The 24,802-nt window shown below is 72.7% G+C and carries 25 protein-coding genes and 2 pseudogenes; 14 read left to right on the forward strand and 13 right to left on the reverse strand.

Features of this window, described 5'->3' with window-relative positions:
* The first annotated feature begins 2 nt into the window (after positions 1 to 2).
* Positions 3 to 818, forward strand: coding sequence for a class I SAM-dependent methyltransferase (locus F8R89_RS34190; RefSeq protein ID WP_151787641.1), 816 nt, complete (start codon positions 3 to 5; stop codon positions 816 to 818).
* Between the two features lie 202 nt (positions 819 to 1,020).
* On the forward strand, positions 1,021 to 1,266 hold the full coding sequence (locus F8R89_RS34195; protein WP_151787642.1) for a DUF5133 domain-containing protein: 246 nt from the start codon (positions 1,021 to 1,023) through the stop codon (positions 1,264 to 1,266).
* A 518-nt stretch (positions 1,267 to 1,784) separates the two neighbouring features.
* Here the strand turns inward: F8R89_RS34195 and F8R89_RS37000 are convergent.
* The 5 genes and pseudogenes from F8R89_RS37000 to F8R89_RS34215 all read right to left on the reverse strand — a co-directional run.
* Positions 1,785 to 2,222 (reverse strand): annotated as a pseudogene (locus F8R89_RS37000) (DUF6192 family protein); the annotation flags it as partial.
* A gap of 64 nt (positions 2,223 to 2,286) precedes the next feature.
* Positions 2,287 to 2,724, reverse strand: a pseudogene (locus F8R89_RS37260) (hypothetical protein); the annotation flags it as partial.
* A 592-nt stretch (positions 2,725 to 3,316) separates the two neighbouring features.
* The gene (locus tag F8R89_RS34205; RefSeq protein WP_151787643.1) at positions 3,317 to 5,503 is read right to left on the reverse strand and encodes a permease; all 2,187 of its coding nucleotides are present in this window, start codon (positions 5,501 to 5,503) and stop codon (positions 3,317 to 3,319) included.
* Positions 5,500 to 6,198 carry an ABC transporter ATP-binding protein gene (locus F8R89_RS34210; protein WP_151787644.1) on the reverse strand — a complete coding sequence of 233 codons (699 nt, stop codon included), beginning with the start codon at positions 6,196 to 6,198 and terminating at the stop codon, positions 5,500 to 5,502. The genes F8R89_RS34205 and F8R89_RS34210 overlap by 4 nt, the downstream gene beginning before the upstream one ends.
* Before the next feature lie 100 nt (positions 6,199 to 6,298).
* The gene (locus tag F8R89_RS34215; RefSeq protein WP_225994576.1) at positions 6,299 to 6,592 is read right to left on the reverse strand and encodes a hypothetical protein; all 294 of its coding nucleotides are present in this window, start codon (positions 6,590 to 6,592) and stop codon (positions 6,299 to 6,301) included.
* A gap of 556 nt (positions 6,593 to 7,148) precedes the next feature.
* Here F8R89_RS34215 and F8R89_RS34220 point away from each other — a divergent pair.
* Positions 7,149 to 8,234 carry a hypothetical protein gene (locus F8R89_RS34220; RefSeq protein ID WP_151787645.1) on the forward strand — a complete coding sequence of 362 codons (1,086 nt, stop codon included), beginning with the start codon at positions 7,149 to 7,151 and terminating at the stop codon, positions 8,232 to 8,234.
* A 15-nt stretch (positions 8,235 to 8,249) separates the two neighbouring features.
* Here F8R89_RS34220 and secD read toward each other — a convergent pair whose 3' ends face one another.
* The 4 genes from secD to F8R89_RS34240 form a co-directional block, all read right to left on the reverse strand.
* Positions 8,250 to 10,451 carry a protein translocase subunit SecD gene (gene secD, locus F8R89_RS34225; protein ID WP_151787646.1) on the reverse strand — a complete coding sequence of 734 codons (2,202 nt, stop codon included), beginning with the start codon at positions 10,449 to 10,451 and terminating at the stop codon, positions 8,250 to 8,252.
* Positions 10,452 to 10,519: 68 nt separating this feature from the next.
* The gene (locus F8R89_RS34230) at positions 10,520 to 10,885 is read right to left on the reverse strand and encodes a hypothetical protein (protein ID WP_151787647.1); all 366 of its coding nucleotides are present in this window, start codon (positions 10,883 to 10,885) and stop codon (positions 10,520 to 10,522) included.
* A 98-nt stretch (positions 10,886 to 10,983) separates the two neighbouring features.
* Positions 10,984 to 11,649, reverse strand: a complete 666-nt coding sequence (locus F8R89_RS34235; protein WP_151787648.1) for a response regulator — start codon at positions 11,647 to 11,649, stop codon at positions 10,984 to 10,986.
* Complete coding sequence (locus tag F8R89_RS34240) at positions 11,646 to 12,608, reverse strand: HAMP domain-containing sensor histidine kinase (protein WP_151787649.1); 963 nt, start codon at positions 12,606 to 12,608, stop codon at positions 11,646 to 11,648. The genes F8R89_RS34235 and F8R89_RS34240 overlap by 4 nt, the downstream gene beginning before the upstream one ends.
* Positions 12,609 to 12,966: 358 nt before the next feature.
* On the opposite strand from F8R89_RS34240, the gene F8R89_RS34245 reads away from it, so the two are divergent.
* From F8R89_RS34245 to F8R89_RS34265, 5 genes are all read left to right on the forward strand, one after another.
* Positions 12,967 to 13,296 carry a TraR/DksA family transcriptional regulator gene (locus F8R89_RS34245; RefSeq protein WP_151787650.1) on the forward strand — a complete coding sequence of 110 codons (330 nt, stop codon included), beginning with the start codon at positions 12,967 to 12,969 and terminating at the stop codon, positions 13,294 to 13,296.
* A gap of 50 nt (positions 13,297 to 13,346) precedes the next feature.
* A complete protein-coding gene (locus F8R89_RS34250) occupies positions 13,347 to 13,715 on the forward strand; it encodes a TraR/DksA family transcriptional regulator (protein ID WP_151787651.1) in 369 nt (122 codons plus the stop codon).
* Positions 13,712 to 14,524, forward strand: coding sequence for a rod shape-determining protein (locus tag F8R89_RS34255; RefSeq protein ID WP_225994577.1), 813 nt, complete (start codon positions 13,712 to 13,714; stop codon positions 14,522 to 14,524). Before F8R89_RS34250 ends, F8R89_RS34255 begins: the two co-directional genes overlap by 4 nt.
* 85 nt (positions 14,525 to 14,609) lie before the next feature.
* On the forward strand, positions 14,610 to 15,245 hold the full coding sequence (locus F8R89_RS34260) for a DUF3592 domain-containing protein (protein WP_151787653.1): 636 nt from the start codon (positions 14,610 to 14,612) through the stop codon (positions 15,243 to 15,245).
* A gap of 127 nt (positions 15,246 to 15,372) precedes the next feature.
* Entirely contained in the window at positions 15,373 to 16,335 is a 963-nt protein-coding gene (locus F8R89_RS34265; protein WP_151787654.1) for a YihY/virulence factor BrkB family protein, read from the forward strand.
* 28 nt (positions 16,336 to 16,363) lie between these two features.
* On the opposite strand, the gene F8R89_RS34270 is transcribed toward F8R89_RS34265, so the two are convergent.
* Entirely contained in the window at positions 16,364 to 16,795 is a 432-nt protein-coding gene (locus F8R89_RS34270) for a DUF6003 family protein (RefSeq protein WP_151787655.1), read from the reverse strand.
* Positions 16,796 to 17,067: 272 nt separating this feature from the next.
* On the opposite strand from F8R89_RS34270, the gene F8R89_RS34275 reads away from it, so the two are divergent.
* The gene (locus tag F8R89_RS34275; RefSeq protein WP_007502648.1) at positions 17,068 to 17,271 is read left to right on the forward strand and encodes a cold-shock protein; all 204 of its coding nucleotides are present in this window, start codon (positions 17,068 to 17,070) and stop codon (positions 17,269 to 17,271) included.
* An 88-nt stretch (positions 17,272 to 17,359) separates the two neighbouring features.
* Entirely contained in the window at positions 17,360 to 18,943 is a 1,584-nt protein-coding gene (locus F8R89_RS34280; protein ID WP_151787656.1) for a DEAD/DEAH box helicase, read from the forward strand.
* Positions 18,944 to 19,019: 76 nt separating this feature from the next.
* On the opposite strand, the gene F8R89_RS34285 is transcribed toward F8R89_RS34280, so the two are convergent.
* Positions 19,020 to 19,232: a hypothetical protein gene (locus F8R89_RS34285; RefSeq protein WP_151787657.1), complete on the reverse strand. Its 213-nt coding sequence runs from the start codon at positions 19,230 to 19,232 to the stop codon at positions 19,020 to 19,022.
* Between the two features lie 222 nt (positions 19,233 to 19,454).
* Between F8R89_RS34285 and F8R89_RS34290 the strand changes: the two genes are divergently transcribed.
* Both F8R89_RS34290 and F8R89_RS34295 read left to right on the forward strand, forming a co-directional pair.
* Complete coding sequence (locus F8R89_RS34290; RefSeq protein ID WP_151787658.1) at positions 19,455 to 19,886, forward strand: phage holin family protein; 432 nt, start codon at positions 19,455 to 19,457, stop codon at positions 19,884 to 19,886.
* On the forward strand, positions 19,883 to 20,329 hold the full coding sequence (locus tag F8R89_RS34295; protein WP_151787659.1) for a DUF3618 domain-containing protein: 447 nt from the start codon (positions 19,883 to 19,885) through the stop codon (positions 20,327 to 20,329). Before F8R89_RS34290 ends, F8R89_RS34295 begins: the two co-directional genes overlap by 4 nt.
* Before the next feature lie 682 nt (positions 20,330 to 21,011).
* Here F8R89_RS34295 and F8R89_RS34300 read toward each other — a convergent pair.
* On the reverse strand, positions 21,012 to 21,791 hold the full coding sequence (locus F8R89_RS34300; RefSeq protein WP_151787660.1) for a serine/threonine protein kinase: 780 nt from the start codon (positions 21,789 to 21,791) through the stop codon (positions 21,012 to 21,014).
* 325 nt (positions 21,792 to 22,116) lie between these two features.
* Between F8R89_RS34300 and F8R89_RS34305 the strand changes: the two genes are divergently transcribed.
* Both F8R89_RS34305 and F8R89_RS34310 read left to right on the forward strand, forming a co-directional pair.
* On the forward strand, positions 22,117 to 23,358 hold the full coding sequence (locus F8R89_RS34305; protein WP_151787661.1) for a PP2C family protein-serine/threonine phosphatase: 1,242 nt from the start codon (positions 22,117 to 22,119) through the stop codon (positions 23,356 to 23,358).
* Positions 23,359 to 23,442: 84 nt separating this feature from the next.
* On the forward strand, positions 23,443 to 23,901 hold the full coding sequence (locus tag F8R89_RS34310; RefSeq protein ID WP_151787662.1) for a universal stress protein: 459 nt from the start codon (positions 23,443 to 23,445) through the stop codon (positions 23,899 to 23,901).
* 13 nt (positions 23,902 to 23,914) lie between these two features.
* Here the strand turns inward: F8R89_RS34310 and F8R89_RS34315 are convergent, their stop codons facing one another.
* Positions 23,915 to 24,697 (reverse strand): DUF899 family protein, encoded by a 783-nt coding sequence (locus tag F8R89_RS34315; protein WP_151787663.1) that lies wholly within the window; start codon positions 24,695 to 24,697, stop codon positions 23,915 to 23,917.
* Positions 24,698 to 24,802: the final 105 nt, after the last annotated feature.

The raw sequence follows: 24,802 nt of genomic DNA on the forward strand, positions 1-24,802 counted from the left end.
CGATGACGCCCGGCGAGGGAGACGGACCCGGCGGCGGCCGGTACGGCGAGGCCGTCTTCCCGCCCGAGCGGCGGGGCGAGGGCGAGCGCATCGACTTCGGCGCCCTCGCCTACGACGACATCACCCTGGCCCGGCTGCGGGCCCTGGGCGCCGGACCCGGCCGGCGCTGCCTGGACGTGGGCGCGGGCACCGGAACCGTCGCGCGCCGGCTGCTGGACGAGGCCGGCGTGAGCAGCGTCCTCGCCGTCGACCGGGACGTCCGCTTCCTCGCCGCGCGGGCCGTCCCCGGCCTGGAGGTACGGGAGGCCGACGTCACCGATCCGGACTTCGTGCCCGGCCGCTTCCACTTCGTCCACGCCCGCTTCGTGCTGATGCACCTGCCCGACCGCGACCGGGTGCTCCGGGCCCTCGCCGAGCGGGTCGAACCCGGCGGCCACCTGGTGCTCGGCGACGCCGTCGACCTGACCGGCGACCGCGCGCCCGAGACGCCGTACTCCCGGGTGATGCGCGCGATGTGGCGCGGACTGCGGGAGACCATCGGCACCGACGTCACCTGGGTGCCGTCGTACCCGCGGCTGCTGCGCGAGGCCGGGCTCGAACGGGTCGCCGCCGAGATCCATGTGCCGCCGCTGGTGCCGGGCAGCCCCATCAGCCGTTTCTGGGCCGACACCTGGGAGCGCAGCCGCGCGGCGATGCGCGCCACCGGGCTCGTGGACGACGCCGCCGTCGACGAGGGGATCCGCTACCTGGACTCCGACGAGTGCGCCGCGCTGTCGGCCGGTCTCCTGACTGTCTGGGGGCGACGCCCTCCGGCGTGAGCCGTGGCCGGATTCCTTCGTGACCCTTTCCTGACGCGAATTTCCGTGTAGGTGGCAGGCATGGACCGCCCGGCCCGGGGCACCAGGTGATCAGCTCGGCGCCGCACGGTGCCGGGCGGTGTCGTGCGGGGACGGACATCGGGCCGCCCCGCGAGGGGAGTCGGCCGTTCCCACGGCCATGTCTCGGGAGAGAGGAATCGCCATGATCCTGCCGGCGGAGAAGGAACTGCGCGGCGTACTGGCCCGGTTCGCGCAGGCGCGCATCGCCCACGACGTCCTTCCCACCGGCCACACCAGCCGGGCCCTCGAGGACGCCACCTACACGCTCTGCGTGATGACCGGCGCCCGCACCGCCGACGACGCGCTCCGCGCCGCGGACGCCCTCCTGGAGCGCTACGGCGCCGACCGCCGGGACGGCAGGCCCGAGGACGAGACGCTCGCCGCCTGAGGCGATGTCAGTGCCGTGACCCAGGGGGTGTCTTGTCGATCGGGCCGGATCAGCTCGCGGTGTCTGGTGCCGTGCATCGCAAGGCGGAGGAGGGAGTCGATGCGGCGCATCGGCGAGTGACGACAACGCGGCGAGGCGCGGTGCCAGGCGCCGGGAGCCCGGCCTGATCGACAAGACACCCCGTAGGGTTCCGGCACTGGTCCCCAGCCCCTCAGGAGCTGTGTCACATCCTCCCTTCGCAGGTCACGGCATCGTTAGCGCCGTGGTGACTCTGCTGACCGTTCGGTTCCGCGTCGTTGGACGGGCATCCGAACGGCAGTGGAAGACCCAACGCGACGTTGGAGGAGCGGCAGTGGCAGCTGCGGAAGCCACACGTCGAACTGGTGCGTCCCCGCGCCGCGTACCGAGCTTGCCACTGACCCCAGACATGCGTAGGTGCCCCGGCCGGGTGACCTGTATGGGGGTGTTGCGGTGGCGTCGGGGGTGCTCAGGTGAGGTCGGCGAGGGAGGGCGCCGGATCAGCCAGCCGCGGCGCGTACCCGCGCAAGTCCCCGGCCGATGGTGTCGCGTTCGGCGTCGTAGTGCTCGCCGCGCAGGTTGGGCACGATTCTGCCGGCCGTGGTGACGAACTGCGCACAGGCCGCGACCAGGTCGATGAACTGGGCGCTGTGCTCCATGCGCTCAAGCTGCGGGGCCGCCTCCTGGTGTGCGAACTGGGCCTGTTGGCGGAACCGGTCGAACTGGGCTTCGTTCACTGCGTGCCGGGCGGTATCGTCGGCCATGGCCTTCGAGGCAACCGCTGAACGGCGCAGGCAATCGGTGGTCACCACCGAGGCGACCGCGTCGTTGGCGGCCAGGTCGTGGATCGCCTCCACCTTCTCCTGGACGCTCTCCGGGGAGTCGACCTTCCAGCCCACCACCCGCTTCGCGCTGTCGTGCGTACAGCGGGGCTCCCCACTGCGGGGGTGGGGCGGGGGGGTTGTTCACCGCCTCGAACCGCTCCTCGGGATCCGGAATGCTGGTCAGGATCTTGTGGATGGTCTGGGAGATGTTCGTCCGCCGGCGCTCCTTCGGCCAACGGGAGGCCACCCACCGGTAGTCGCGGACGGCGGAGTACGACAGGCCGATGTCCTCGGCGAACAGCCGGATGGCCTCGCTGACCGTGAACAGGTCGTCCTTCCCGGACGGATTCGCGCCCCCATACGCGCGCGCATCGGCTCGATCTCCATGGCCGCATCGCCGATCCGCCACTGGACGCCGCTCATCGTGGCGACCCAGTCTCGTCCCAGCTTGACCAGCTCGTCGTAGCGTTCCCGGGTCACACTGCCGATCATCTCGGGCATCCGGACACCACCCCCACGTGCCCCGGTTGCGGCATCCGACCTGTGCCGCCGACACGCCCTGCCAGCCCGATACTTCGCACCATCCGACGGCCTCCGGCCGTCGGAAAGGGCGCACGTCCCCGGCTGTGGAGCAGGTCTATAGCCGTCGGATGCGCGGTCTCACAACTCGCGCTGCCCAGTGCGCCGCTGGTGCCAGACCCGATTGCGGCAGCGCGGAGAGCAGCATATTGCCGAGACGGGACGTTCGACACCGACCGTCCAGGAAGTCCCGCACTCCGGGCATTTGGCTGTCACGCGGGCCTTCACCGCCTCGGTCCTCGCCCTCGCCTGCCGCATCCGCCGCCAATACCGCGAACGGCACGCCGACGAACAGAACACGGCCGTCGCCTTCGACGATGGCATCAGCGGCCCACCGCACCCCCGGCACAGCCGCGGACCGGCGTCGTCGTCCGTGACCACGACCAGCCGCAGACGGGGCGCCCCGTCCCTGCCCATGCCGTCACCGTACGACTCATGCGGGCGGCTGCCCACTACCCGAGGACCACAGCGAAGCGGGTCTCCCCGTGCGCCACGGGGAGACCCGCCCTTAAGAATCACTCGGTGCCGATTCGCGGGCCATGAATGTCAACCAGTCCAGCCGTCCGGCGGAAATTGGCCCGGCTCTGTACGGCGGGCCCGTCCCTGGACCAAGTCCTCCAGATGGCTTCTCAGTCGGCTTCGGGTCGCCAGGATGGTGCGGCGCGGCGTGCCGAGTGCGCCGCGAGGAGGCCGATCGTCACAGCGGCGAGTGAGAAGCCGGTGGCTGCTGTGGCCAGGACTGGCCAGGAGAATTTGCCTTCTCGCAAGGATATGACGAAGAACAGTGAGTGCCAGTTGGTGATGAATGTGGCGATGCAGGTGGCGATGAGCAACGGCACGGTCAGGTACCACGTGGCGATCGTGCGGAAGATTCGGGTGTTGCCGGTAAGGACGCTCAGCGGTGCCAGTCCTCGCCTGATGCGCACGAACTCGGCGGCTGCGCTGATCAGTCCTGTCACCAGCAGCAGGCCCAGACCTGTGCCGCCGAAAAGGTAGAGCCAGTAGTTGAGCCGATTCTTCTGTTGGGCGCCGATCACCCAGGATTCGCCGGGTGTTTCCACATTGATACCTGGGAGTACGGCATAGGCGGCTTTCTCGATCGCTGCCCGGTGTCCGGACTCGTCCGCAGCCACGATCAGCGACTGGCGGGCACGACCAGTCGGTAGTGCGCCGTTGACGGCTTGGACGGTGAGGTTGCCCTGGTAGGGGGCGGCCAGTTCTTGCAGCCGTGGGTCTTGTGTGCTGATGGGCTTGGCGGTTGTCGGGCAGGGCAGGCGCAGTGCCTTGAGATCGTGGCAGGCGCCGGCCAGGTCGATATGGGGGTGCTCACCTTCGGGATGGGCGGTGGTAGCCAGGAGGTGCGTCCCGTCCGGAAGGGTGCGTGCGAGGTGTTCAGTGGCGCGTGGGGTGAGGTTGCTGCTGGAGACGGTGAAGAGGGTGTCTCTCACCCGCTGAGTCAGCTGCTTGGCAGCAGCGGCGCTGTCCCCCAGCCGGCTGTTCCAGACCTGTAGGTGGCTGATGAGACCGATACCGATGATGAAAACCACGGAGAGGCGGACAAGCACTCCTGGATGGGCCGCGGTCCAGCGTCCGGCGATGAGGCGCCCCGGGTTGCCCTTGCGATAGCCGCTTGCGGCGATGCGCTTGCCGTTGGCGACGCTGAGCATGGCGACAGCCGACGGCAGCGTGGCCCACATCAGAACGGTTCCGGCCAGGAAGACCACAACATCTGGCCCCTTGGGGGCATATTGGCTGAAAGCGATTGCCGCGACACCGACGCCGCACAAGGCCAAGCGCCATTCGGGCAGGTGTGAGGAGGAGGTGCTGGGCCGTGTTGCCGTCTTCGTGCGTTGAACGCGGTGAAGGACCACGACCAGCATGAGTGTCAGGACGAGGGAGGCAACGAACGCGGCGATCAGCTGCGGCCACGCATGGCGCAGGTCATCGGCGTTGACGATAAAGCCCGTGAAGGGCAGCCGTACGTCGGTGGCCAGCAGGACGGCGGCAGGGATGAGAGCCAGGAGTACCCCTACGGCAGCAGGGGTGAAGGCTTCCCCTACGTTCATCACCGCTCGGTGTGCCCAAGAGGCTCCCAGGGCGTTGACGAGGTGGCTTCGGCGGTCTCGGGTGGCTGATCCGACCCGTGTGGCCACAATCAACAGTGCCAGGCCCGGTACGGCCATCAGAACGGCGATGACTCCGACAGTCTCCGCCTTGGTGTGAGGATAGATGTCCTGGTTCATCGGGAAGAGCTGGCCGAAGCCCGTGATGTACTGCCAGGATGCCGCCGTGGGGTTGGCCGGCGGATGAGCGGGGCGGGCATAGGCAATGCGCTCAGACGGCGACCTGAGCCCCTGCTTGTCGATTGTCCCGGCGTAACGGCCGTATCTGTCGGTGCTGTTGTTGTCTTTTGCCGCTTCGGCGAGTTCCGGGGACAAGAAGACCTCGCCCGGCCGAGGCCAGCGCGAGAGGCCTGGGGGCGGAGGGGTGCCGGTCGCGAGAGGCTCGACGTAGATGATGCTGTGCTGTGACGCGCCGAACGAGTCGATGGACTCTTTCCACAATGCTGTGGCCTGGTGTGCGCTGCTGGCCAGGAGGGGGCCTCGCGCCGTATCGCGCTGCGTGCGGCCGTCGAAGGTCGCGCTGGTGGTCACCATGGCCAGAGCGGTCAGCGCAAGCGCGGCAGAGGCCATCATCAGGGCCCACATGCGCAGTCGCGTGCCCGGAGTGGTGCGTCCTGCGGCTCGCCCGATCCGCAGAAGCTGGAACCAGAGCCTTCCCGGGCGGCGGAGGCGTGGTGAGTGCTGGTCAGTCACGCGTGCGTCCCCCGCTGGACAGGGATGAGCGTGCTCTCCTGGAGCTGAAACTCGTCGTCCGCTCGATCGGCGATCGCAGAATCGTGAGTGACTACCAGCAGTGCGCAGTTCCGCTCGCGACAGATCCGGAATAACTGGTCGGCTACATTCTCGCGTGCCTTCGGGTCCAGTGCACCGGTCGGCTCATCCGCCAGCAGCACGGACGGCTGAGCAATGAGCGCCCGCGCCACGGCTGTGCGCTGGCGTTCTCCTCCGGAGAGCATGCCGGTTGGGGTACTGCCGTGAGGCACTTCGAGTTCTTCCAGGAGCCGTGTGGCTGACTCATAGGCACGATGATGGTCGGCGCCGTCGAGGAGCATGGGCAGAGCCACGTTCTCCACTGGTGTCAGTTCGGGCAGCAGCTCGCCGAATTGGAAGACCATGCCGAGGTGTTTGCGGCGGGCCTTGGTCAAGGAGCCAGGCAGGAGTCCCGTTAGGCGATGCCCCCCTGCCGTGATCGTGCCGGAATCCGGTTTGATCAGACCGAGCACACACATCAGCAGTGTGGACTTCCCCGATCCACTAGGCCCGGTAACGGCCACCGACTTCCCCGGGGCCACGGCCAGGTCGACGTTGTTGAGGAGCACACGGTCTCCGACCTGATAAGTCAGGCCTTTGATCTGGAGACCGCCGCCCAGCGGAGGTGTGCGGGTCACAGCACGTCCATATCTTGAAGTAGCCCAGCGGAGACGAAACGGCCCCGTCGGGTAAGCCATGAAACGGCCTACCCGACGGGTACTCAAGCGGTGACTCCGGTTACGGAGCCTTCCACCCGGAGCAATCGTCACTGTCCCAGTCGTTGTCGTCGCACGCCCTGAACTTGATGACCTTCGAGCCGTCGCCCGAGATCACGCGGGTCTTGAAGCCGCTGTGGTTCCACAGCGTGCGCAGGGTACCGGGGCTGGCCTGGCGGTAGTACTCGGCCTTGCCCGAGTCGCCGTCATCGCTACCGTCGTAGACGGAGATAAGACCGTCGTCGCCGTTCCACGGGCTGGTCGCGGTCATGCCGCCGCCCTTGGCGTCAAGCGCCATCGCGGTGCTGGTCGGCACCCCGATACCAATGATCAACGCTATGCCTGCAATCGCCTTAATTCTGCGCATAGTTGATCCCTCCCCTGTTTGAAGTGACCTGTACGGCTCGTGTGCCGCCTGGTACAGATGCTGATCAGGGTCCGGGCAAGATTTCTTTCACAAGGGAATTACTCTCAGTGTGAGAGGTGTCACTCAGTGGAATATTCGGTTCCGGACCTGGCGCGTTGTGCTTGACCCCGAGTCGTGGGACCGGCCGCCATGATCCTTGCGGCTGCAGTTGAACCAGTAGATGGTGGTGCTGAGGTGCATGTCGAGGAGGCGCCTACGGGGGGCAGGTCAGCAGCGAGCGCGGCAGAGCTGCGTCGCGGGCAGCACGGGCAGGGATGCCGAATCGGGCGAGGTGGGTGCGGAGGGTTTGCGGGGTGGCGGGCGGCGGTCGCCCGAAAGGCTGCCGCTGCCGTTCGGCTACCCATGCCCATCAATGCCCAACCGAACGGAAGGCCGGATCATGGCCCCGCTTCAGGGTGCTGTGACCTGCGAAAAGAGCATGTGAAACAGCTTGTCAGGAGCCCTCGTGTCACGCCCGGCCCGCCTCGTCGCGTCGCTCGACGCCCCCTTGCCCGTCACCGGCTTCGAGTCGGCCCCGAGCCTGGTGTCCGGGCCGGGCGCCCGGTTCCTCGTCCAGCGGGACGACACCCACCTGATCGTGCGGGAACTCGCGGGCTGGGAGCCGGTTTCGACGATCCGCTTCCCCGCGCCCTGGCCGCCCGGGTTCGGCTCGTGGGCCGTGTCGCCCGACGCCGGCCTCGCCGTGTTCGCGGGACGGCACGCCCTGAGCGCCGTCGACCGGTCCGGACGGGTGCGCTGGGAACTGCGGCACCCCTGCTGGGCGGGGTGCGCGGGACACCCGGACGCCTCCGCGTACGTGGACGACCGGAACCACCGGTACTCCGGCAGCGGCTCGGCCGCCTTCGCCGCCGACGGCAAGGTCGTCTGGGCGCATGTACCCGGCCCCTCGGCGGACGGGGACGAAGGCGGGGAGGAGTGGCTGGTCCTCGACGCCGCCGACGGCACGGTGCTGGCCCGCACCGGCACCGGGACGGTGGCGGCCGGCTCCGTCCACGTCCCGCACCCCGACCCCGGCCAGATGGGCCTGACCATCGGCGAGGGCCAGGACGGCTCGCCCCTGCGCTGGGGCCGATGGGACGGCCGGGAGCTCACCGTGGACACCTTCGGCGGAGAGGACCGCGTGCTGCTCGCGGTGAGCCCCTCGGGGGACCGCCTGCTCACCGTCACCCACGACCAGGACACCCTCGCCGTGCACCGCACCGCCGACGGCTCCGTGGCGGCCGCCCTCGACGCGGACGCGATACCCCCGCACCCGGCGGCCGCCGCGGAGGACGCCGAGGACGACGAGGCCCGCGCCTGGTTCGACTACGAGGGCGGCTTCGTCGACGAGGACACCGTCGTGGCCGGGACCGTCGAGAGCGACGAGGAGTCCGGGCCCGCCCGGCACTGGCTCGCCGACCCGGCCTCCCCGCGCCCGCCCGACCGGATCGCCTACCCGGTCGAGGTGTCCGGCCCGCCCAGGGCGCTGGGCGAGGGAACCTGGTACACGGCGTCCGCCGTCGGCAGCGCCCTGCTCGTCTGGACCCTGTGACCGGGCCCCGACCTCCTACCCGCGCCGGTGCAGCTCGATGGCGAGCGGAGTGGCGGTGAACATCGACGAGTACGTCCCCACCGCCACCCCGATGAGCAGCGCCAGCGCGAAGTCGGTGAGGGAGTCGCCGCCGAACACGGCCAGCGCGGTCAGGATGAACGCCGCCCCCATCCCGGTGTTCACCGTGCGGGGCAGGGTCTGCAGCAGCGCCCGGTTCGCGAGCGTCGCGAACGGTTCCCCGGGGCCGCGCCGCACCATGTCCCGCACCCGGTCGAACACGACGACCGAGTCGTTGACCGAGTAGCCGATGACGGTGAGCAGCGCCGCCAGGAAGACCCCGTCGACCGGCTTGCCCAGCCAGGCGAAGATCCCGACGAGGATCACCACGTCATGGGCGAGGGCCGCGACGGCCGCCGTGCCGAACAGCCAGCGGAACCGGGCGGACAGATACAGCAGTTGCGCGCCCAGGGCGACGGCCAGCGCGATGAGGGCACCCCGGCGCAGCTCCTTGCCGAGGCTCGGGCCGATCGTCTCGTCCCGCAGCTTGTCGGCCCCGCCGCCCACCGCGCCGACGGCCTCCGTGACCGCCGACGCCTCGGCGTTCGTCAGCCGGTCGGTGCGCACGCTGATCCGCTGGTCCCCGGACGCCTGCACGACGGCCCCCGGGAACCCGGCGTCCGCGAGCGCGGCGCGGGCCCGGTCGGGATCGACGGGGGAGGAGGTGCCGTACTCGATGAGCCGGCCGCCCGTGAACTCGACGCCGAAGTCCAGACCCCGCACCGCGATGCCCGACGCGGCCAGCACCAGCGCCGCCGCCGACAGGGCCAGCCAGCGCCGCGGCCGCCGCATCAGCCGGGGCTCCCTGCGGGCCAGCCGGTCCCGGACCGCGCCGGTGTGCGCGATGCCGGTCAGCCGCGGACGGCGGCGCAGCCGGCGCCGGTTGACCACGGGATCGGCGAGGACGCGGGTGACGACCAGCGCGCTGAACATGGACGCGAGCACACCGATGCCCAGGGTGACGCCGAAGCCGCGCACCGGACCGGAGGCCAGGAAGAACAGCAGACCGGCGGCGATGAGCGTGGTGATGTTGGAGTCGGCGATCGCGCTGAACGCGCCCTTGAAGCCCGCCGCGAGGGAGGACCGGGGGCTCGGCCGGCTGCGGGCCGCGTACTCCTCGCGGGCGCGTTCGAAGACGAGGACGTTCGCGTCGACGGCCATGCCGATCGCCAGGACGAACCCGGCGAGACCCGGCAGGGTGAGCGTGGCGCCGAGCGCGACCAGCGCGGCGTAGGAGATCAGGCCGTAGCAGGCCAGCGCGACGACCGCGAGGGCGCCGAGCAGCCGGTACACGGCGACGATGAACACGCCGGTCAGCGCGGTGCCGACGACGGCCGCCCAGGCGCTGGCGGTGATGGCCTCCGCGCCCAGCGTCGGGCCGACCGTCCGCTGCTCGACCGTCTCGACGGGCACCGGCAGCGCCCCGCCGTTGATCAGCAGGGCGAGTTCCTTGGCCTCCTCGGCGCCGAACGAGCCGGTGATCTGCGTGGCCCCGCCGCCGATGCCGGTGCCGCAGCGGACCGAGGGGTCGACCTGCGGCGAGGAGATGACCTTGTCGTCCAGGACGATGGCCACCCGCCGGCGCGCGTCCCCGGCGGGATGACAGGCGGCCTTCCCGGTCAGCCGGGCCCAGCCGTCGCCGCCGCCCTTGAAGTCGAGGGCGACGTGCCAGCCCGCCCCGCCCTGCTGGTCGAAACGGGCGGCGGCCTCCTCGACGTCCTTGCCGGTCAGCGAGGCCGCGGCCAGCCGCAGCGGCTGCCCGGTCTCGTCCTCCAGCACGCGCGGGCCGCTCGCGCCCGCCTGCGCGGAGGCCGTCCCGAGGACCTCGTGGAACGTGAGCTGCGCGGTGCGGCCCAGGACCTCCCCGGCCTGGGTGGGGTCCTGGACGCCGGGCAGCTCCACGACGATCCGGTCGGTGCCGGAACGCGAGAGGGAGGGCTCGGCGACGCCGAGCGCGTCGATACGGTCGCGCAGCACCTCCAGGGTGCGGTCGGTGGCCTCGGCGGCGGAGTCGCCCTCGCCGGGGCGGGTCTCCAGGACGATCTGCGTACCGCCGCGCAGATCGAGCCCGAGGCGTACGGGCACGGTGAACGAGATGAACACGGACAGGGCGATCACGGCGAGGGCGAGCAGCCCTCTGAGGCGCAGGGCGCGGGTCAAGAGAGGCCTCCGGCAGGCACACCACGGCCACCTCGGTGACCGGGGTCGGGCGGGGAAGGGAACGTGCGTCAGATGCCGGAGGCGGACGGCGGAGCACGCCGGTGGTGGTCGTGACCCGGGTGGGCCTGCCGCGGCACGGCCGCCGCGCGGAGGGGCGTACGGGCGTACGACGGCTCGCGATGCGGTGCGCTGCGCGCGGCGGGGACGGCGGGCGGCGCCGGCCGTTCGGCGGGGGCGTCGCCCTGGCCGCGGACCGCGGCGGGACGGACGTGGTCGTGTCCGTCGTCCACGGACGGCACGCCGCCGGCCGTCAGGGACGTGGGGGAGGGGTGCGGGGCGGCGTGGACCGGAGGGCTCAGCAGCGCCAGGAGCACGGCGAGCAGGACGGCGACCGGCCCCGCGGCACGGGGGACGACGCGTGCGGTGCGCGCCATACGCCGTCCCCTCCTCCGGTTCTGCGGCCGTCTCGGTCGGGGCCCGAGGGACCTGGCCGGGGAGTAGGCGGCCAGGACCCTCGGGCAGCTGGGGCGGGTCAGGGCTCGATGAGCCCCGCCCGGATGGCGTAGCGGGTGAGCTCCAGACGGTCCCGCAGGCCCAGCTTGTGCAGCAGGTTCGCCCGGTGCCGGTGGACCGTCTTGATGCTGATGAACAGCAGCTCGGCGATCTCCTTGGACGAGTGGCCCTCGGCGACGAGCTTGAGGACCTCCTCCTCGCGGGGCGTGAGGACCTGACCGGGGGGCTCCTCGCCATGGCGGACCCGGTCGAGGTAGTTGCGGATCAGGGCGGTGACCGCGCCCGGGTACAGGAAGGGCTCGTCGCGCACGGCCGCCCGGCAGGCGGTGACCAGGTCGCGGTCGGCCACCGACTTCAGCACATAGCCGCTCGCCCCGGCCTTCAGCGCCTGGAAGAAGTACTGCTCGTTGTCGTGCATCGTCAGGATCAGCACCCGCACGTCCGGCTTCAGCGCGTTGAGCTCCCGGGCGGCCTGGAGCCCCGTCATCCGGGGCATCGTGATGTCCAGGACGGCCAGGTCGACGTCCTGGCCGCGGGCCAGCGCGACCGCCTCGGCGCCGTCGCCGGCCTCCGCGACGACCTCCAGGTCGGGCTCGCGGTCGAGGATCAGCCGCACCCCGCGCCGTACCAGCGCGTGGTCGTCGGCGAGGAGGATGCGGATCACGGGGGTGTCGGTGGTGGTCATGACTGCTTTCCGGGGACGGACGCGACGGGGACGGCGAGCCGGACCTGTGTCCCGGCCCGCGGCTCGGAGGTGATGTCCAGCGCGGCCCCCACGAGCAGGGCCCGCTCACGCATGCCGCGGATCCCCGCGCCCTCGCGCGCGACGCCCGTTCCCCGGCCGTCGTCGGTGACGGACAGGACCACCGTGCCCCCGGTGTGCCGCAGACCCATCTCCACCTTCCCGGCCTCGGCGTGGCGGGCCGCGTTCGTCAGGGCCTCCTGCGCGACCCGGTACAGCACCAGCTCGGTCTCCGGGTCCAGCGCGGGCAGGTCCGGGTCGAAACGGCGGGTCACGCGCAGCCCGGTGTGGGTGGCGAACTCCGTCGTCAGCGAGGTCAGCGCACTCACCAGACCGAGGTCCTCCAGGACACCGGGGCGCAGCCTGCGCACCAGCCGGCGGACCTCGTCCAGGCTCTCCCTAGTGATCTCCTGCGCCTGCTGCAGCTCCCCGCGCAGGGGCTCCTCCGCCTCGTCGGCCGCCCTCTTCAGCACCAGCAGGATCGCGGTCATGCTCTGACCGACCTCGTCGTGCAGCTCCTGGGCGATACGGCGCCGCTCGCCCTCCTGGGCGAGCAGGGCCCGCGCGCTGCTGGCGGCGCGCTCGTGCTCGAGCCGCTCCAGCATGGCGTTGAAGCCGCTGATCAGCTCGGCGGTCTCACCCCGCCCCTGCTCCGGCAGGCGCTGTCCGGGCCGCAGCAGGTCGACGGTGGTCATCAGCCGGGTGAGCCGGCCCAGCGGGGCCAGCCCGATGCGCAGCAGGGCGGCGTTGGCGATCAGCATCACGGCCAGACCGCCGACCAGGATGATCGCCTCGGTCAGCAGCACCGGCACGGAGACGGTGACCGGCGCCCACAGCAGCAACGCGGTCGCGGTGCCCAGCACCACGGCGTTGAGGGCGAAGATCCGCCAGAACAGGGACACCGCGATGCCTCTCTCCTTGTGACAGGGCTCTGTCCTCCCTTTCGGTCACCGCGTACCCCGGGCATGAGCCATGGCCGGGGCTCACGCCGACGGCCTGAGCCCCAGCTTGCTCCCGGCCGGCCGCCGCGTCGATGGGTGCCAGTGCCCATTTCCACCGGTCGCGGGCCTGTCGGCCCCGGGCGTGACGGTCCGTAAATGGGTATCGCGCCCGATGGGATTCCCGCGCGTGGTCGGCCACGGTGGGGGCATGACCCAGCAGCCACCGTGACCCGGCACCCCGCATCCGCCAGGCCTGCCCCCGGCAGGCCTTCTCCGTATGCCCCGCCCCGTCACGAACGCTTCGACGCTAGGACCCGCCATGTCACTCGACACCACCCCGACCGATCACCGTCTCAAGCACGCGACGGCCCATGAGACCCGTCAGCGGCTGGAGCACGAGCGCGCCACCCGCCTCACGCAGCTGCAGGCCCTCGAAGAGGCCGGTCCCGGCGACGAGACCGCGGAGCACCTGGCGGCGCAGAAGGAGACCCTGCGGCGCGTCCTCAAGGAGATCGACGCCGCCTTCGCCCGCGTCGAGGACGGCGGCTACGGCACCTGCCAGGGCTGCGCCAAGCCGATCCCGGCCGAACGCCTGGAGATCCTGCCGTACGCGCGGTACTGCGTGCCCTGCCAGCGCAGCACCGCCTGACCCGCTCCGTCCCCGCTCCGTCTCCCCGCCCTGCCCGAAGGGGTGAAGTCGTGAACCAGATCACCGGTGACCGCACCGCGGCGCTGTCGGCCGAGGACCTCGCGGCGCTCCGCGAGAACCTGCACGAGCAGCTTCTGTTCCGCCGTGAGCAGCTCCAGCAGCTCACGGCCGCTGCCCTGCCGCGCGCCGAGGCGCTGCCGGACCGCCAGGGCGCCGGCCGTATCGAGGTGCGCGTCAAGCTCGCCGCCTCCGCGCGCATGGTCCTCGCCGACGTCGAGGCGGCCCTGGCCCGCATGGACGACGGCAGCTACGGCACCTGCCGGCTGTGCCGCCGGACCATCGACCTCGACCGCCTGATGATCGTGCCCCAGGCCCGCTACTGCGCCCGCTGCCAGCAGGTGAAGGAGGCCCGGCGGTGACGGCGGTCGACCCCCACGCGGCCAGGGCCCGGCACCGGCCCTGGCCCCGGCGCTGCCCCGGCATCGCCCTCGACCTGGGCAGCGCCCGTACCCGTGCCTGGCTGCCGGGCCAGGGCCTGCTCCTCGACGTCCCCACGGTGACGTTCGGCGACGGCCCCCTGCACCCCATACGACGGGGCGTCATCGTCGACACCCCCGGCACCGCCCGCATGCTCGACCGGCTGCTCACCCACCGTCTGCCCCGGCTGGGCCGGCCCCTCGTCATCGTGGCGGCCCCCGTCCTCGGCGGCGTGACGTTCCGCGCGCAGGCCCGCACCGCGGCCGAGGTCCTGCGGCCGCAGAGCGTGCTGACCGTCCCGTCGGCCCGGGCCGTGGCGGAGGCCGCCGGCGCCGATCTGAGCCGGCCCCTGCTCGTGGCGGACATCGGCGCCCATGTCACCGACGTCGTCCTGCTCACCGACGGCACGGTGACCGACGCCCGCCGCACCACCGTGGGCACCAGCGACCTCCACCGGTCGGCGTCGCCCGCGCGCATCACCGAGGCGGTCATCGCCATGGTGACCGCCGTCCTGGACCAGGACGACACCCCGCAGACGCTCGACGCCCTGCGGCGCGGCATCCTCCTGGCGGGCGGCGGCGCGCTGCGCCCCGACATCACCTACCGCCTCACCGACGCGCTGCACGCCCCCGTGAAGCCCGTGCCCGCCCCGCACACCGCCGCCGTACGCGGCGCGGCCGCCCTGCTCCAGGCTGCGCACGGCCACCCGTCGGCCGCCCCGGGCGCCGGCTGCGCGCGCCATCCGCACTAGAGACTCCCTCCGCACGTACCCCGCCCCACCCCGGCCACGTCTTCCGACAGCCCCAGCGGAAGCCGGTCACGCGGAAGGAGACCCCATGGCCCGCGCCATCCCCCCGGCACAGCCACCGCCGGACCACCCCGACCCCGACGAACACCGTCACGTCCTGACCTGGCGCTGGCGGCGCAACCCGCTGCGACGCCCCACCGACCTCGCGCAGGCGTGGATCGCCCTCGGCCTGTTCCTCGCCGTCCTGGCCGCCACACCCGCCGCCATGTTCCTGGCCGGCGACGCCGCCCACCGCCACTATCTGCACAAGGCCCGCCACCAGGCCGCCACCCGGTACGAGGCCACCGCCGTCACCGAGCACGACGCGCCCGGCCACCTCGAACCGGGCAGTGACGAGGCCGGGAAGGCCCGCTATCCGGTCACCGTCCGCTTCACCGACGACGAGGGCCGCGCCCGCACCGCCGAGGCGAAGGTGCCACCGTCCCTGCCCGCCGGCAGCACGATCCGGGTCTGGGTCGACGCGCAAGGGCAGATCACCGGACCTCCTCTGACCCGGGATCAGATCCGCGACAGCGCCCTCGGCTGCGCCGTCCTCGCCGCGCTCGCCGTGCCCGTGGCCGCGGCGGTCGCGTACCGCTGGGCCGTCCGCACCCTGGAGCGGCGCAACCTCGCCCGGTGGGAGGCGGAGTGGGCCCGTACGGCCCCGGACTGGACGGTGCGCTGACCCGCCGTACCGGATCTCGGTGTTCCGCTCGCCGTACCGACACGAACCCGCGGTATCAGGTGCCCAGGAGGGCACTCCTGGGCATCCGGAGACGGACAGCCGCACACCGAGGGAGCGTCCGACGACCATGGGTACCGCCGTCCGCGTGCCACAGACCCGCGACATGATCGGGGACGAACTCTCCGGCGACGAGGCGTTCACCGCCCTGCGCCACTACGGAGGACGGCGGCTGCTGACCGACTCCTTCGTCCGGTTCCGCTACGCCGACGGGTTCAGCAACGCCCGCGCCCTCGCCTTCCAGGTCGTGCTCGGCCTCGTCCCGTGCACCGTGGCCCTCGTCGGACTCGCCACCTCCGTGCACACCGAGGGCGTCGGCGACATCATCGAGCGCACCCTCGGCCGGATCGTGCCGGGCGCGAGCGCCGAGATCGTCGCCGACGCCTTCGACGGCACCCGGCGCACCGCCCATGGCGACGTGTGGAGCACCCTCGCCCTGTGGCTGGGCCTGGGCTTCGCCCTGCTCAACCTGGCCTCGGCCATGGGCCAGATCGAGCGCGGCGCCAACCGCATCTACGGCATCGAGCGCGACCGCCCCTTCCCCCGCAAGTACGCCCGTGCGATGGCGCTCGCCGTCGCCGCCGGACTGCCGCTCGGCCTCGGTTTCGTCACCCTGGTCGCGGGCGAGGCCGTCGGCGACGCCGTGGCGGCCTCCGCCGGCCGGGACGGCGGCCCCCGCTGGTGGGACGTGCTCGACGTCCCCGTCGGGCTGGCCCTCGCCTGGGCGGCCTCCGCGGTGATCTTCCGCTGGTGCCCGCGCCGTAGGCAGCCCGGCTACACCTGGCTCGCGTTCGGTTCGGCCGTGCACCTGGTGCTGTGGGTGGCGGCCACCTGGCTGCTCGCCCTGTACGTGGAGGGGAGCGGCGCCTTCGGTGCCCTGTACGGGCCGCTGACCGCGTTCGTGGCCCTGCTGCTCTGGGCCAACCTGACGGCCGTCGCCCTGTTCCTCGGCATCGCCTTCGCGGCCCAGCTGGAGGCGGCCCGCGCCGGGATCGCCTCCGCCGTGCGGCCCGACCCCGGGGCGGGCGGGTGACCCGCGGGGCCCTGGGGCGGGCCCGCCGTCAGCCGTGCGCCGCGGCCGTCACCGTCGCGGGGTCCACACCCGTCAGCTCGACGATGCGGTGCGGGGCGACACCCGCGGCCAGGGCCCGCCCGATCAGTCCGTCACGGCCGTCCGCGCAGTCCCGCCAGGCCAGCAGCTCCTCCTCGAGGCGCGCCAGCGGCTCGGGCGCCGTCGTGTGCCGCACGCGACTCAGCTCCTCGTCGCCGAGCGGGACGGGCAGCCGCTCGGCGCCCTCGGGGATCGCCCCGGTCTCCTCCGGCGGAAGCAGCCGCAGCCTCGGGTCGGTCGGGGTGACCCGCTGCGCGTCCAGCCAGGCGCGCACCGCGGGGGTGTCCATACAGGCGAGCTCACCGACGGCGGCCGGGGCCACGCCGAGCGGCGCGCCGGCGGCGGCGTCGTCGAGCAGGAACAGGTAGGCGTCCTCGGTCATGGATCCTTCTCCACAGGCAGATCGGCGGTCGGGCGGGGCTGAACGCCCTCCGCTTACCCCGCCGCAGCGGCATTACCGCGCCACTTGCCGGGCTCCGGCGACACGGGAAAGCCCCCCGGCGTGGCCGGACGATCTGTGCTACGGTTAACGAGTTGCAGTTGTGGTACCCATGAACCTATGTGCGCCTGACGGGAATGTTCATCCATCAGGCGCATTATTCGTTTTACCGGCTTCTCCGGATGGGGCCCGTTGCCTATCAGAAGGAGAACGTCATGGCACAGGGAACCGTGAAGTGGTTCAACTCCGAAAAGGGTTTCGGATTCATCGAGCAGGACGGCGGCGGCCCTGACGTCTTCGCCCACTACTCGAACATCGCGACGCAGGGCTTCCGCGAGCTCCAGGAGGGCCAGCGGGTCTCCTTCGACGTCACGCAGGGCCAGAAGGGCCCGCAGGCGGAGAACATCGTCCCCGCCTGATCGCCGGACGTATTCCGCTCACCGGGGTCCGCATCCTTGTGATGCGGACCCCGGTTTGTGCTGTTTCCAGGAAGGCAGAGAGAACCGCATGGCCCGCAGACCCCAGAAGTCCAATCGACGCGCTACGGCACCCGCCTCACCCACGCCGTCGCACAGGGAATTCCGGTTGCCGGAAAGCACGACGCCCGCACTTCCCGCCGTCGAGGACTTCGCCGGTCTGGACATGCCCGAAGCGTTGCTGAAGACCCTCGCCGCCCAGGGCGTGACCACCCCCTTCCCCATCCAGGCCGCCACCCTGCCGAACTCGCTCGCGGGGCGCGACCTGCTGGGCCGGGGCCGTACCGGCTCCGGCAAGACGCTCGCCTTCGGGCTGGCCCTGCTGGCCCGCACCGCCGGGCTGCGCGCGCAGGCCAAGGCGCCCCTCGCCCTGGTGCTGGTCCCGACCCGCGAGCTCGCCCAGCAGGTGACGGACGCGCTGGCGCCGTACGCCACGTCCGTGAATCTGCGTCTGACCACCGTCGTCGGCGGGCTGTCGATCACCAAGCAGGCCGGTGCGCTGCGGCGCGGCGCCGAGGTCCTGGTGGCCACCCCCGGCCGGCTCAACGACCTCGTGGAGCGCGGCGACTGCGTCCTCGACCAGGTCCGCATCACGGTGCTGGACGAGGCCGACCAGATGACGGACATGGGCTTCCTGCCGCAGATCACCAAGCTGATCCAGCAGGTGCGGCCCGACGGCCAGCGGCTGCTGTTCTCGGCCACCCTGGACGCCAACATCGACCGGCTCGTGCAGCGGTTCCTCACCGACCCCGTCGTCCACTCCGTGGACCCGTCCGCCGGGGCGGTGAGCACCATGGAGCACCATGTGCTCCACCTCCTCGACGAGACCGACAAGAAGGCCGTCACCACGCGGATCGCCGCCCGCGACGGCCGGGTCATCCTCTTCCTGGACACCAAGAGGTCCGCTGACCGGCTCGCCAAGCGGCTCCTGGCGGTCGGCGTCCGCGCCGCCGCGCTGCACGGCGGCCGCTCCCAGCCGCAGCGCAACCGCACCCTCGAGCAGTTCAAGAACGGCGACGTCACCGCGCTGGTGGCGACCAACGTCGCGGCACGCGGCATACACGTCGACGACCTCGACCTCGTCGTGAACGTCGATCCGCCGACCGACCACAAGGACTACCTCCACCGGGGCGGCCGCACGGCCCGCGCCGGCGGCTCCGGCAGCGTCGTCACGCTCGTCCTGCCCGATCAGAAGCGGGACGTCACCCGGCTGATGTCGGAGGCGGGCATCCGTCCGCGGACGTCCCGGATCACGTCGAGCGACACCGCGCTGACCACGATCACCGGGGCCCGCGAGCCGTCCGGTGTGGCCGTCACGATCCCGGTGCCGGAGCAGCCGCAGCCGGCGGCGTCCCGCCCGGCCCGCAAGACCGGCAGCGCCACACCGTCCCCGCGCGGCGGCCGTCGGCGTCGTGGCGAGGGCGCGGCCAAGGCGGCACCCGAGGCCGGCGCCCGGAAGACCGGCGGTTCTCCCCGCCGGTCCGGGTCCGGCGCGGCCGGCTCCACGGGCGCCTCCGCCGGCGGAGCGCGGCGCGGCGGTCCGCGCAGGTCCGCGACCGGCGGGGGAGCGGCGGGCCGTACGGCCGACCGGCGCGGCGGCGGCCGTAGCGCGTAGAACCTCCAGTTCACCGGCGTACGAGGGCCGGCCTCCGCTGTCCGCGGAAGGCCGGCCCTCGTCCGTGCGGGCGTGCTTACGCGGCGTGCGCGCGGTGCGTGGACGACCTCGCCGCCGGACGGGCGGGAGTGCCTGACGCGCCGCCGCGGATCAGCCGCAGAGGGTGGCGGCGTCCGCTCCGTGCGTGCCGCGCGGCGCCGGGCGCCGCCGCCAGCCAGTCCTCGACCCGGCTCATCAGCAGGAGCAGCACGCCGAGACCGGGCAGCAGCAGGACGGCGGTGACGATCACGACGGGTCCCTTCCTCGACTCCACTGCCGGCCGGGTGCCCTGCTCACCGGCCGACGCGCCCTGGGAGGCGTGGAGGTGCCGTGAAGGTCCCGCGCGGCTCGGGGCGTCCTCGCCTTTGGGCGGCATCCGTTGTCGTGAACGGGACTTTCGGGGTACTCGCCCGCTCAGCGGACGGCGCCCCGGCGCCTTTCTGCCAGAACCGAGAGACGGGAGGTGATCGCCATGGCGTCGGACACTCAAGCACGCCCCCTCTCCGACCACCGGACGACGCGGTCGGAGCCGGTCGGCGAACTCGTGCAGAAGGCCTCGCAGCAGCTGACGGAGCTGGTACGGGCCGAACTGCGCCTGGCGCAGGCGGAGATGAAGGAGAAGGGCAAGCGGTACGGCAAGGGAGGCGGGCTCTTCGGCGGCGCGGGCCTCGTCGGGTTCCTGATGCTCCAGGCGCTCGTGGCCACGGTGATCGCGGCGCTGGCGGTACCGCTGCCGGTGTGGGCCGCGGCCCTGATCGTGACGGCGGTGCTCGGCGTGATCGCCGCCGTGATGGCGCTGACCGGCAAGAAGCAGGTGTCGCGGGCGGCCCCGCCCAAGCCCGAGCAGACGATCGAGAACGTCAAGGCCGACGTGGCCGAGATCAAGGAGAGTGCGCACCGATGACTCAGGCCCCCCACGACAAGCCCGCCGCCGAGACCCCCGAGGAACTGCGCGCGCAGGTGGAACACACCCGGCACGAGCTCGGCACCACGGTGGAGGCCCTGGCGGCCAAGGCCGACGTCAAGACCCGCGCCCAGGAGAAGGCCGCCGAGGTGAAGGTCCAGGCGGCCGACCGGGCCGGTGCCCTCAAGGAACAGGCCGCCCACAAGGCGGAAGAGGTGAAGGCCAAGGCGTCCGAGGCGACGGCGCGGGTGCAGGCCAAGATGCCGGACCAGGTCAAGGACACGGTGGAACACGCCGGGCTCCTGTGGCAGGAGAAGGCGCCCCGGCCCGTCCAGGACAAGGCCGCCCAGGGCGCCCGGATGGCCCGGGAGCACCGCGGCCTGCTGGTGGCGGCCGCGGCCCTCGGCGCGTGCGTGTGGCTGATGCGCCACGGCAAGAACTGACCCACGCGGGCCGGCGCCGCGGCCGCCCGGGAGCGGGGCCGCCGTCCGGGTGGCTATCGCTCGGCCGTGGCGCGGGCCTCGTTCAGCGAGGCTGCGGACACCTGGCGCGCGCTGCCCGCGTGACGGGGGCTGCGTCAGGCCCCGTCCGGGACCGGGGTCGCCGTCCAGGGAGCTCGTCCCGGCCGTGGCGCCATCCGTGCTCAGCGAGGGGCGCGGACACCTGGCGCGCGCTGCCCGCATGACGGCGGTTGCGCCACGTCTCGTCCGGGACCGGGGTCGCCGTCCGGGGAGCCCGCGACCGCCCGTTGCGCCGCCCCCGCTCGGCGAGACCCGCGGATGCCCGGCACGTGCTGCCGGCGTGACGGCAGCAGGGCCAGTCCCCGTCCGGGCCAAGTTCGCCGTTGAGGCAGCCCGCCCCCGACCCCGTTCAGCGAGGCCAGTAGATGCCGGCGCGCGCTGTCGGCGTGACGGCAGCAGGGCCGGGTCCCGTCCGGTACCGGGCCGCCCGTCCCGGCGGCTCGCGCTCGGCCGTGGCGACCCCGGCCCCGCTCAGCGAAGCCTGCGGACACCCGGCGCGCGCTGCCCGCATGACGGCAGCAGCGCCAGCCCCCGTCCGGAACCAGGGTCGCCGTCGAGGCGGCCCGCCCCCGCCCCCGCCCCCGGCCCCGCTCAGTGAGGCCCGTTAAAGCCCGGCCCCGCGTCGTCGGCGTGACGGCAGCAGGGCCAGGTGTTCCTCGCGCACCAGGCCGTACCGCAGGGCGAGTGAGGCCAGGCGGGTCCGTTTGGCGCCCGTGCGCCCGGCGCCGTCCCCGGCGTCCCCGTCGAGGGGGAGTTTCGCACGGGCCAGATAGTCGATGTGGTAGTTCACGGCGGACCGGGTCAGGCCCCCGCAGCCGTCCAGGGGACGCAGGCGCCGGGCGATGTCACCGGCCCCCGGCGGCGCCCCGTCCGGCACCCCGCGCAGCCGTGGCTCGCACAGCGCGACCAGGACGAGGAAGTACTTGGCGGTGACGTCGAGCGCGAAGGGGTGCGCGGTCTGCTCGGTCGCGCCCGGCGTTCGCCGTTCGTCCAGGTAGGTGTGCTGCGGGGCGAACACCGTGAAACCGGTGCCGCCGTCCAGGGCGGGCAGGACGACCCGGGAGAGCTCGAAGGGCACCGGCGCGCCGAGCCGTCCGGGCGCCACGGTCAGGTACTCCCCGCCGTTCTCCATGTTCTCCACCACGTAGGCGGTGTCGGCGCTGAAGTTCGACAGACGCCAGTAGTCCCGGGCGGCCTCCAGCCGCCCCGCCCGCCGGGACACGCCCGGATCGCGCAGGGCGACGAACGGGCCGGTCCGGCCGCCAGGCCGGTCGCGCCCGAACTCGGCCACGTCTCCAGGCCCCAGAAGCAGCAACTCCGGCGCGCCCGCGCCGGCGGCGCCCGGCCGTGACGGGCCCGACGGCTGAACGATGATGGTCTCCAAGCCGGTGTCTCCCCCGAGATGCCGCCCGGCCGCGTGGACGGCCGGCGGTGACAGACGTGGACGTCGCGAGGGGCCGTGCCGGCGGAGGGTCGGTCCGCTCCCGCCCGGTGCGACACCGAGAGCATCACGGCTCGCGCGGGGACGCCGCAACCACCCGTACCGGACAGGTCCCCCTGGAACCGTCCCGCCCCTTCCGACGTGCGCCGACGCGGCTGCCTGGGATGCCGTCGGCCGCCCGCGGCCCGCCCGCCGGGGGAGCCGGGCGGGCGCACCGCCCGTAGATTGGTACTGACGGCGATCGCGCTCGGGGGTGCGGAGAGCGCGCATGACGGCGGACATCGAATTCACGGCCTTCTTCGACGCCACACCGAGCCCGTATCTCGTACTGGACACGGACCTGGTGATCCGTTACGTCAACCCGGCCTATCTCCGCGCCACCGGGCGCACCCCCGGCGAACTGGTCGGCAAGCCCTTCTTCGACGCCCTGCCGGAGAACCCCGGCGCACTCGTCGAACACGGCGAGGGCACCCTCCGCGCCTCCCTGACCCGGGTCCTGAACAGCGGGAAACCGGAGACCCTGGTGCTCCAGCGGTACGACATCCCCGCCCCCGGCACCCCGGGCGGCTTCGAGGAGCGCTGGTGGTCCGAGATCAACACGCCGATCACCGGACCGGACGGCGCGGTGCGGTGGATCGTCCAGCGCGCCGACGACGTCACCGGCTTCGTCCGCTCCCAGCGGGCCCACGACCCGGCCGGTGACCTGACCGACCTGGAGAAGGGCATGGCCGCCGAGCTGTACGTCCGCGCCCGCGAGGTGCACCGGCTGAACCAGGAGCTGCGCCAGGCCCACGCCCGGGAACGCCAGATCGGCGTGGCGCTCCAGGAGGCCATGCTCTCCGCCCCCGACCTCGATCTGCACCACGACAACATCGCCGTGCGCTATCTGCCCGCGGCCTCCTCGCTCAACGTGTGCGGCGACTGGTACGACGTCGTCGACCTCCCGCCCGACCGCTACGCCGCCGCCGTCGGGGACGTCGTCGGTCATGGCCTGCACGCCGCCGCCGTCATGGGCATGCTCCGCAGCGCGCTGAGCGCGGTGATCCGGGCCATCCCGAGCCCGGCCCAGGCGCTGGAGGTGCTCGGCCTGTACGCGCGGTCCGTGGAGGGCGCCACGGCGGCGACCGCCGTGAAGGTCCTCGTCGACACCCGCAGCCGGCTGATCATCTACAGCAACGCCGGGCACCCGCCGCCCGTCCTGCTGCACACCGACGGCTCGTTCGAGCTGCTGGACAAGGCGACCGACCCGCCCCTGGGCACCCGCGAGCACCATGTGCCCCGCCCCCAGGCCGGCGTCTCCTACCACCCGGGCGACACCCTCGTGCTCTACACCGACGGCCTCATCGAGCGCCGCGGGGAGGACATCGACGTCGGCCTCGCCCGGCTGACCACGGCCCTCGCCGAGGACGGCGCCCTCGCCGCGGACGGGCTGGCCGACGCGCTCCTCGCCCGGCTCGACGTCGCGGGCGGCTCCTCCGACGACATCGCGCTGATCGTCGTCCGCCTCTGACGGCCCCCCGGCCGGCCCTGTGGGACTGCGGCGGGCCGTCATCGGGACGAGGCTGGAGCCGGGCCGTCGAGCCGAGGAGGAAGCATGGCCGAGCGGGATGAGGCACCGGACCGGGTGGTGGTCGGCGTGGACGGTTCGGACGCATCCCGGCACGCCCTGCGCTGGGCCGTGCGGCAGGCGCGGCTCACCGGCGGCGACGTACGCGTGATCGGTGCCTGGGTCATGCCCGCGTACCACGGGGCGCTCGGCTGGCTTCCGCCGGAGAGCAGCGACGAGGCCGCCCTGGAGGGACGCGCCCGCGAGGAGCTGACCGCGGCGGTCCAGGACACCCTGGGGCCCCGGCCGCCCGTGGAGGTCCGCACCGAGGTGCGGTACGGGGCCCCGGCCGGGGTCCTGGTCGACGTGTCCCGTGAGGCGTCCCTGCTCGTGGTCGGCAGCCGAGGGCGGGGCGGGTTCGCCGGACTGCTCCTCGGATCGGTCGCCCAGCACTGCGTGCAGCACGCCGCCTGCCCGGTCGTCGTCGTACGGGCGGGCGAGGGGTAGCGGCGGCGGGACGTCAGTGGTGGGCGCCCCGGCGGCCGAGCGTCGTCTCGCGGGTGACGCCGGGCCGCGTCCACTGCGCCACGGGCCGGCTGTCCGGACCCGAGGTGGGGTTGCCGTCGGCGTCCGAACGCCAGTACCAGCAGGCGTCATGGGCGGGGGAGCCGCCCTCGGGGTGCTCCTCCCACGCCTCGCCCCGCCCGTGGGGCGTCATGTCGAGCAGGGCGAACGAGTTGTTGGCCGGCTCGTTGCCGCGGCCCGTCGTCCGGTACGTCAGGAACGCACGGTCGCCGTCGCGCAGGTAGGCGGTCAGACAGCCCATCGCGCCGCCGACCGGCTCGTCCAGCCCCCGCACCGAGTACCAGGGCTGGGTGTACCCCATGAAGTCCGTGAAGGCGGCCACCTCGTCCCAGGGGCCCGTGGTCACGATGGCGAAGGAGACCCCGCGGGCGTTCAGGTACACGGCGTCCCTCATGTGCCAGGCGGCCGTCGTGCAGCCCTCGCACTGGCCCTGGTGCGGGGCGCCGTCGTACCACATGTGCTTGTAGACGAGGAGTTCGTCGCGGCCCTCGAACAGGTCGAGGAACGGGACCGGACCGCCGGGTCCGACGACCTCGGCCGTGCCGTCGAACTCGACCATCGGCAGCCGGCGCCGGTCCGCGGCGAGGGCGTCACCCGCACGGGTGTGGGCCTTCTCCCGGACCAGGAGCTCGTCCCGGGCCTTCTGCCAGGTGGCCATGTCGACGACGGGCGGGCGGCCGGTCAGCGAGGTGTCCGGGTCGCGAGGTGTGACCGTCATGCTGTCCTCCGGTTCGGTACAGGGGCAGGGGCGCCGCGCACGGCGTCTCGCAGGACAGACCGGCGCCGCACCCGGAACTCATCGCGGCCGGCCCGGGGAAACCCG

It is taken from the genome of Streptomyces sp. SS1-1, assembly GCF_008973465.1.
In the GTDB taxonomy this organism is placed as follows: Bacteria; Actinomycetota; Actinomycetes; order Streptomycetales; family Streptomycetaceae; genus Streptomyces.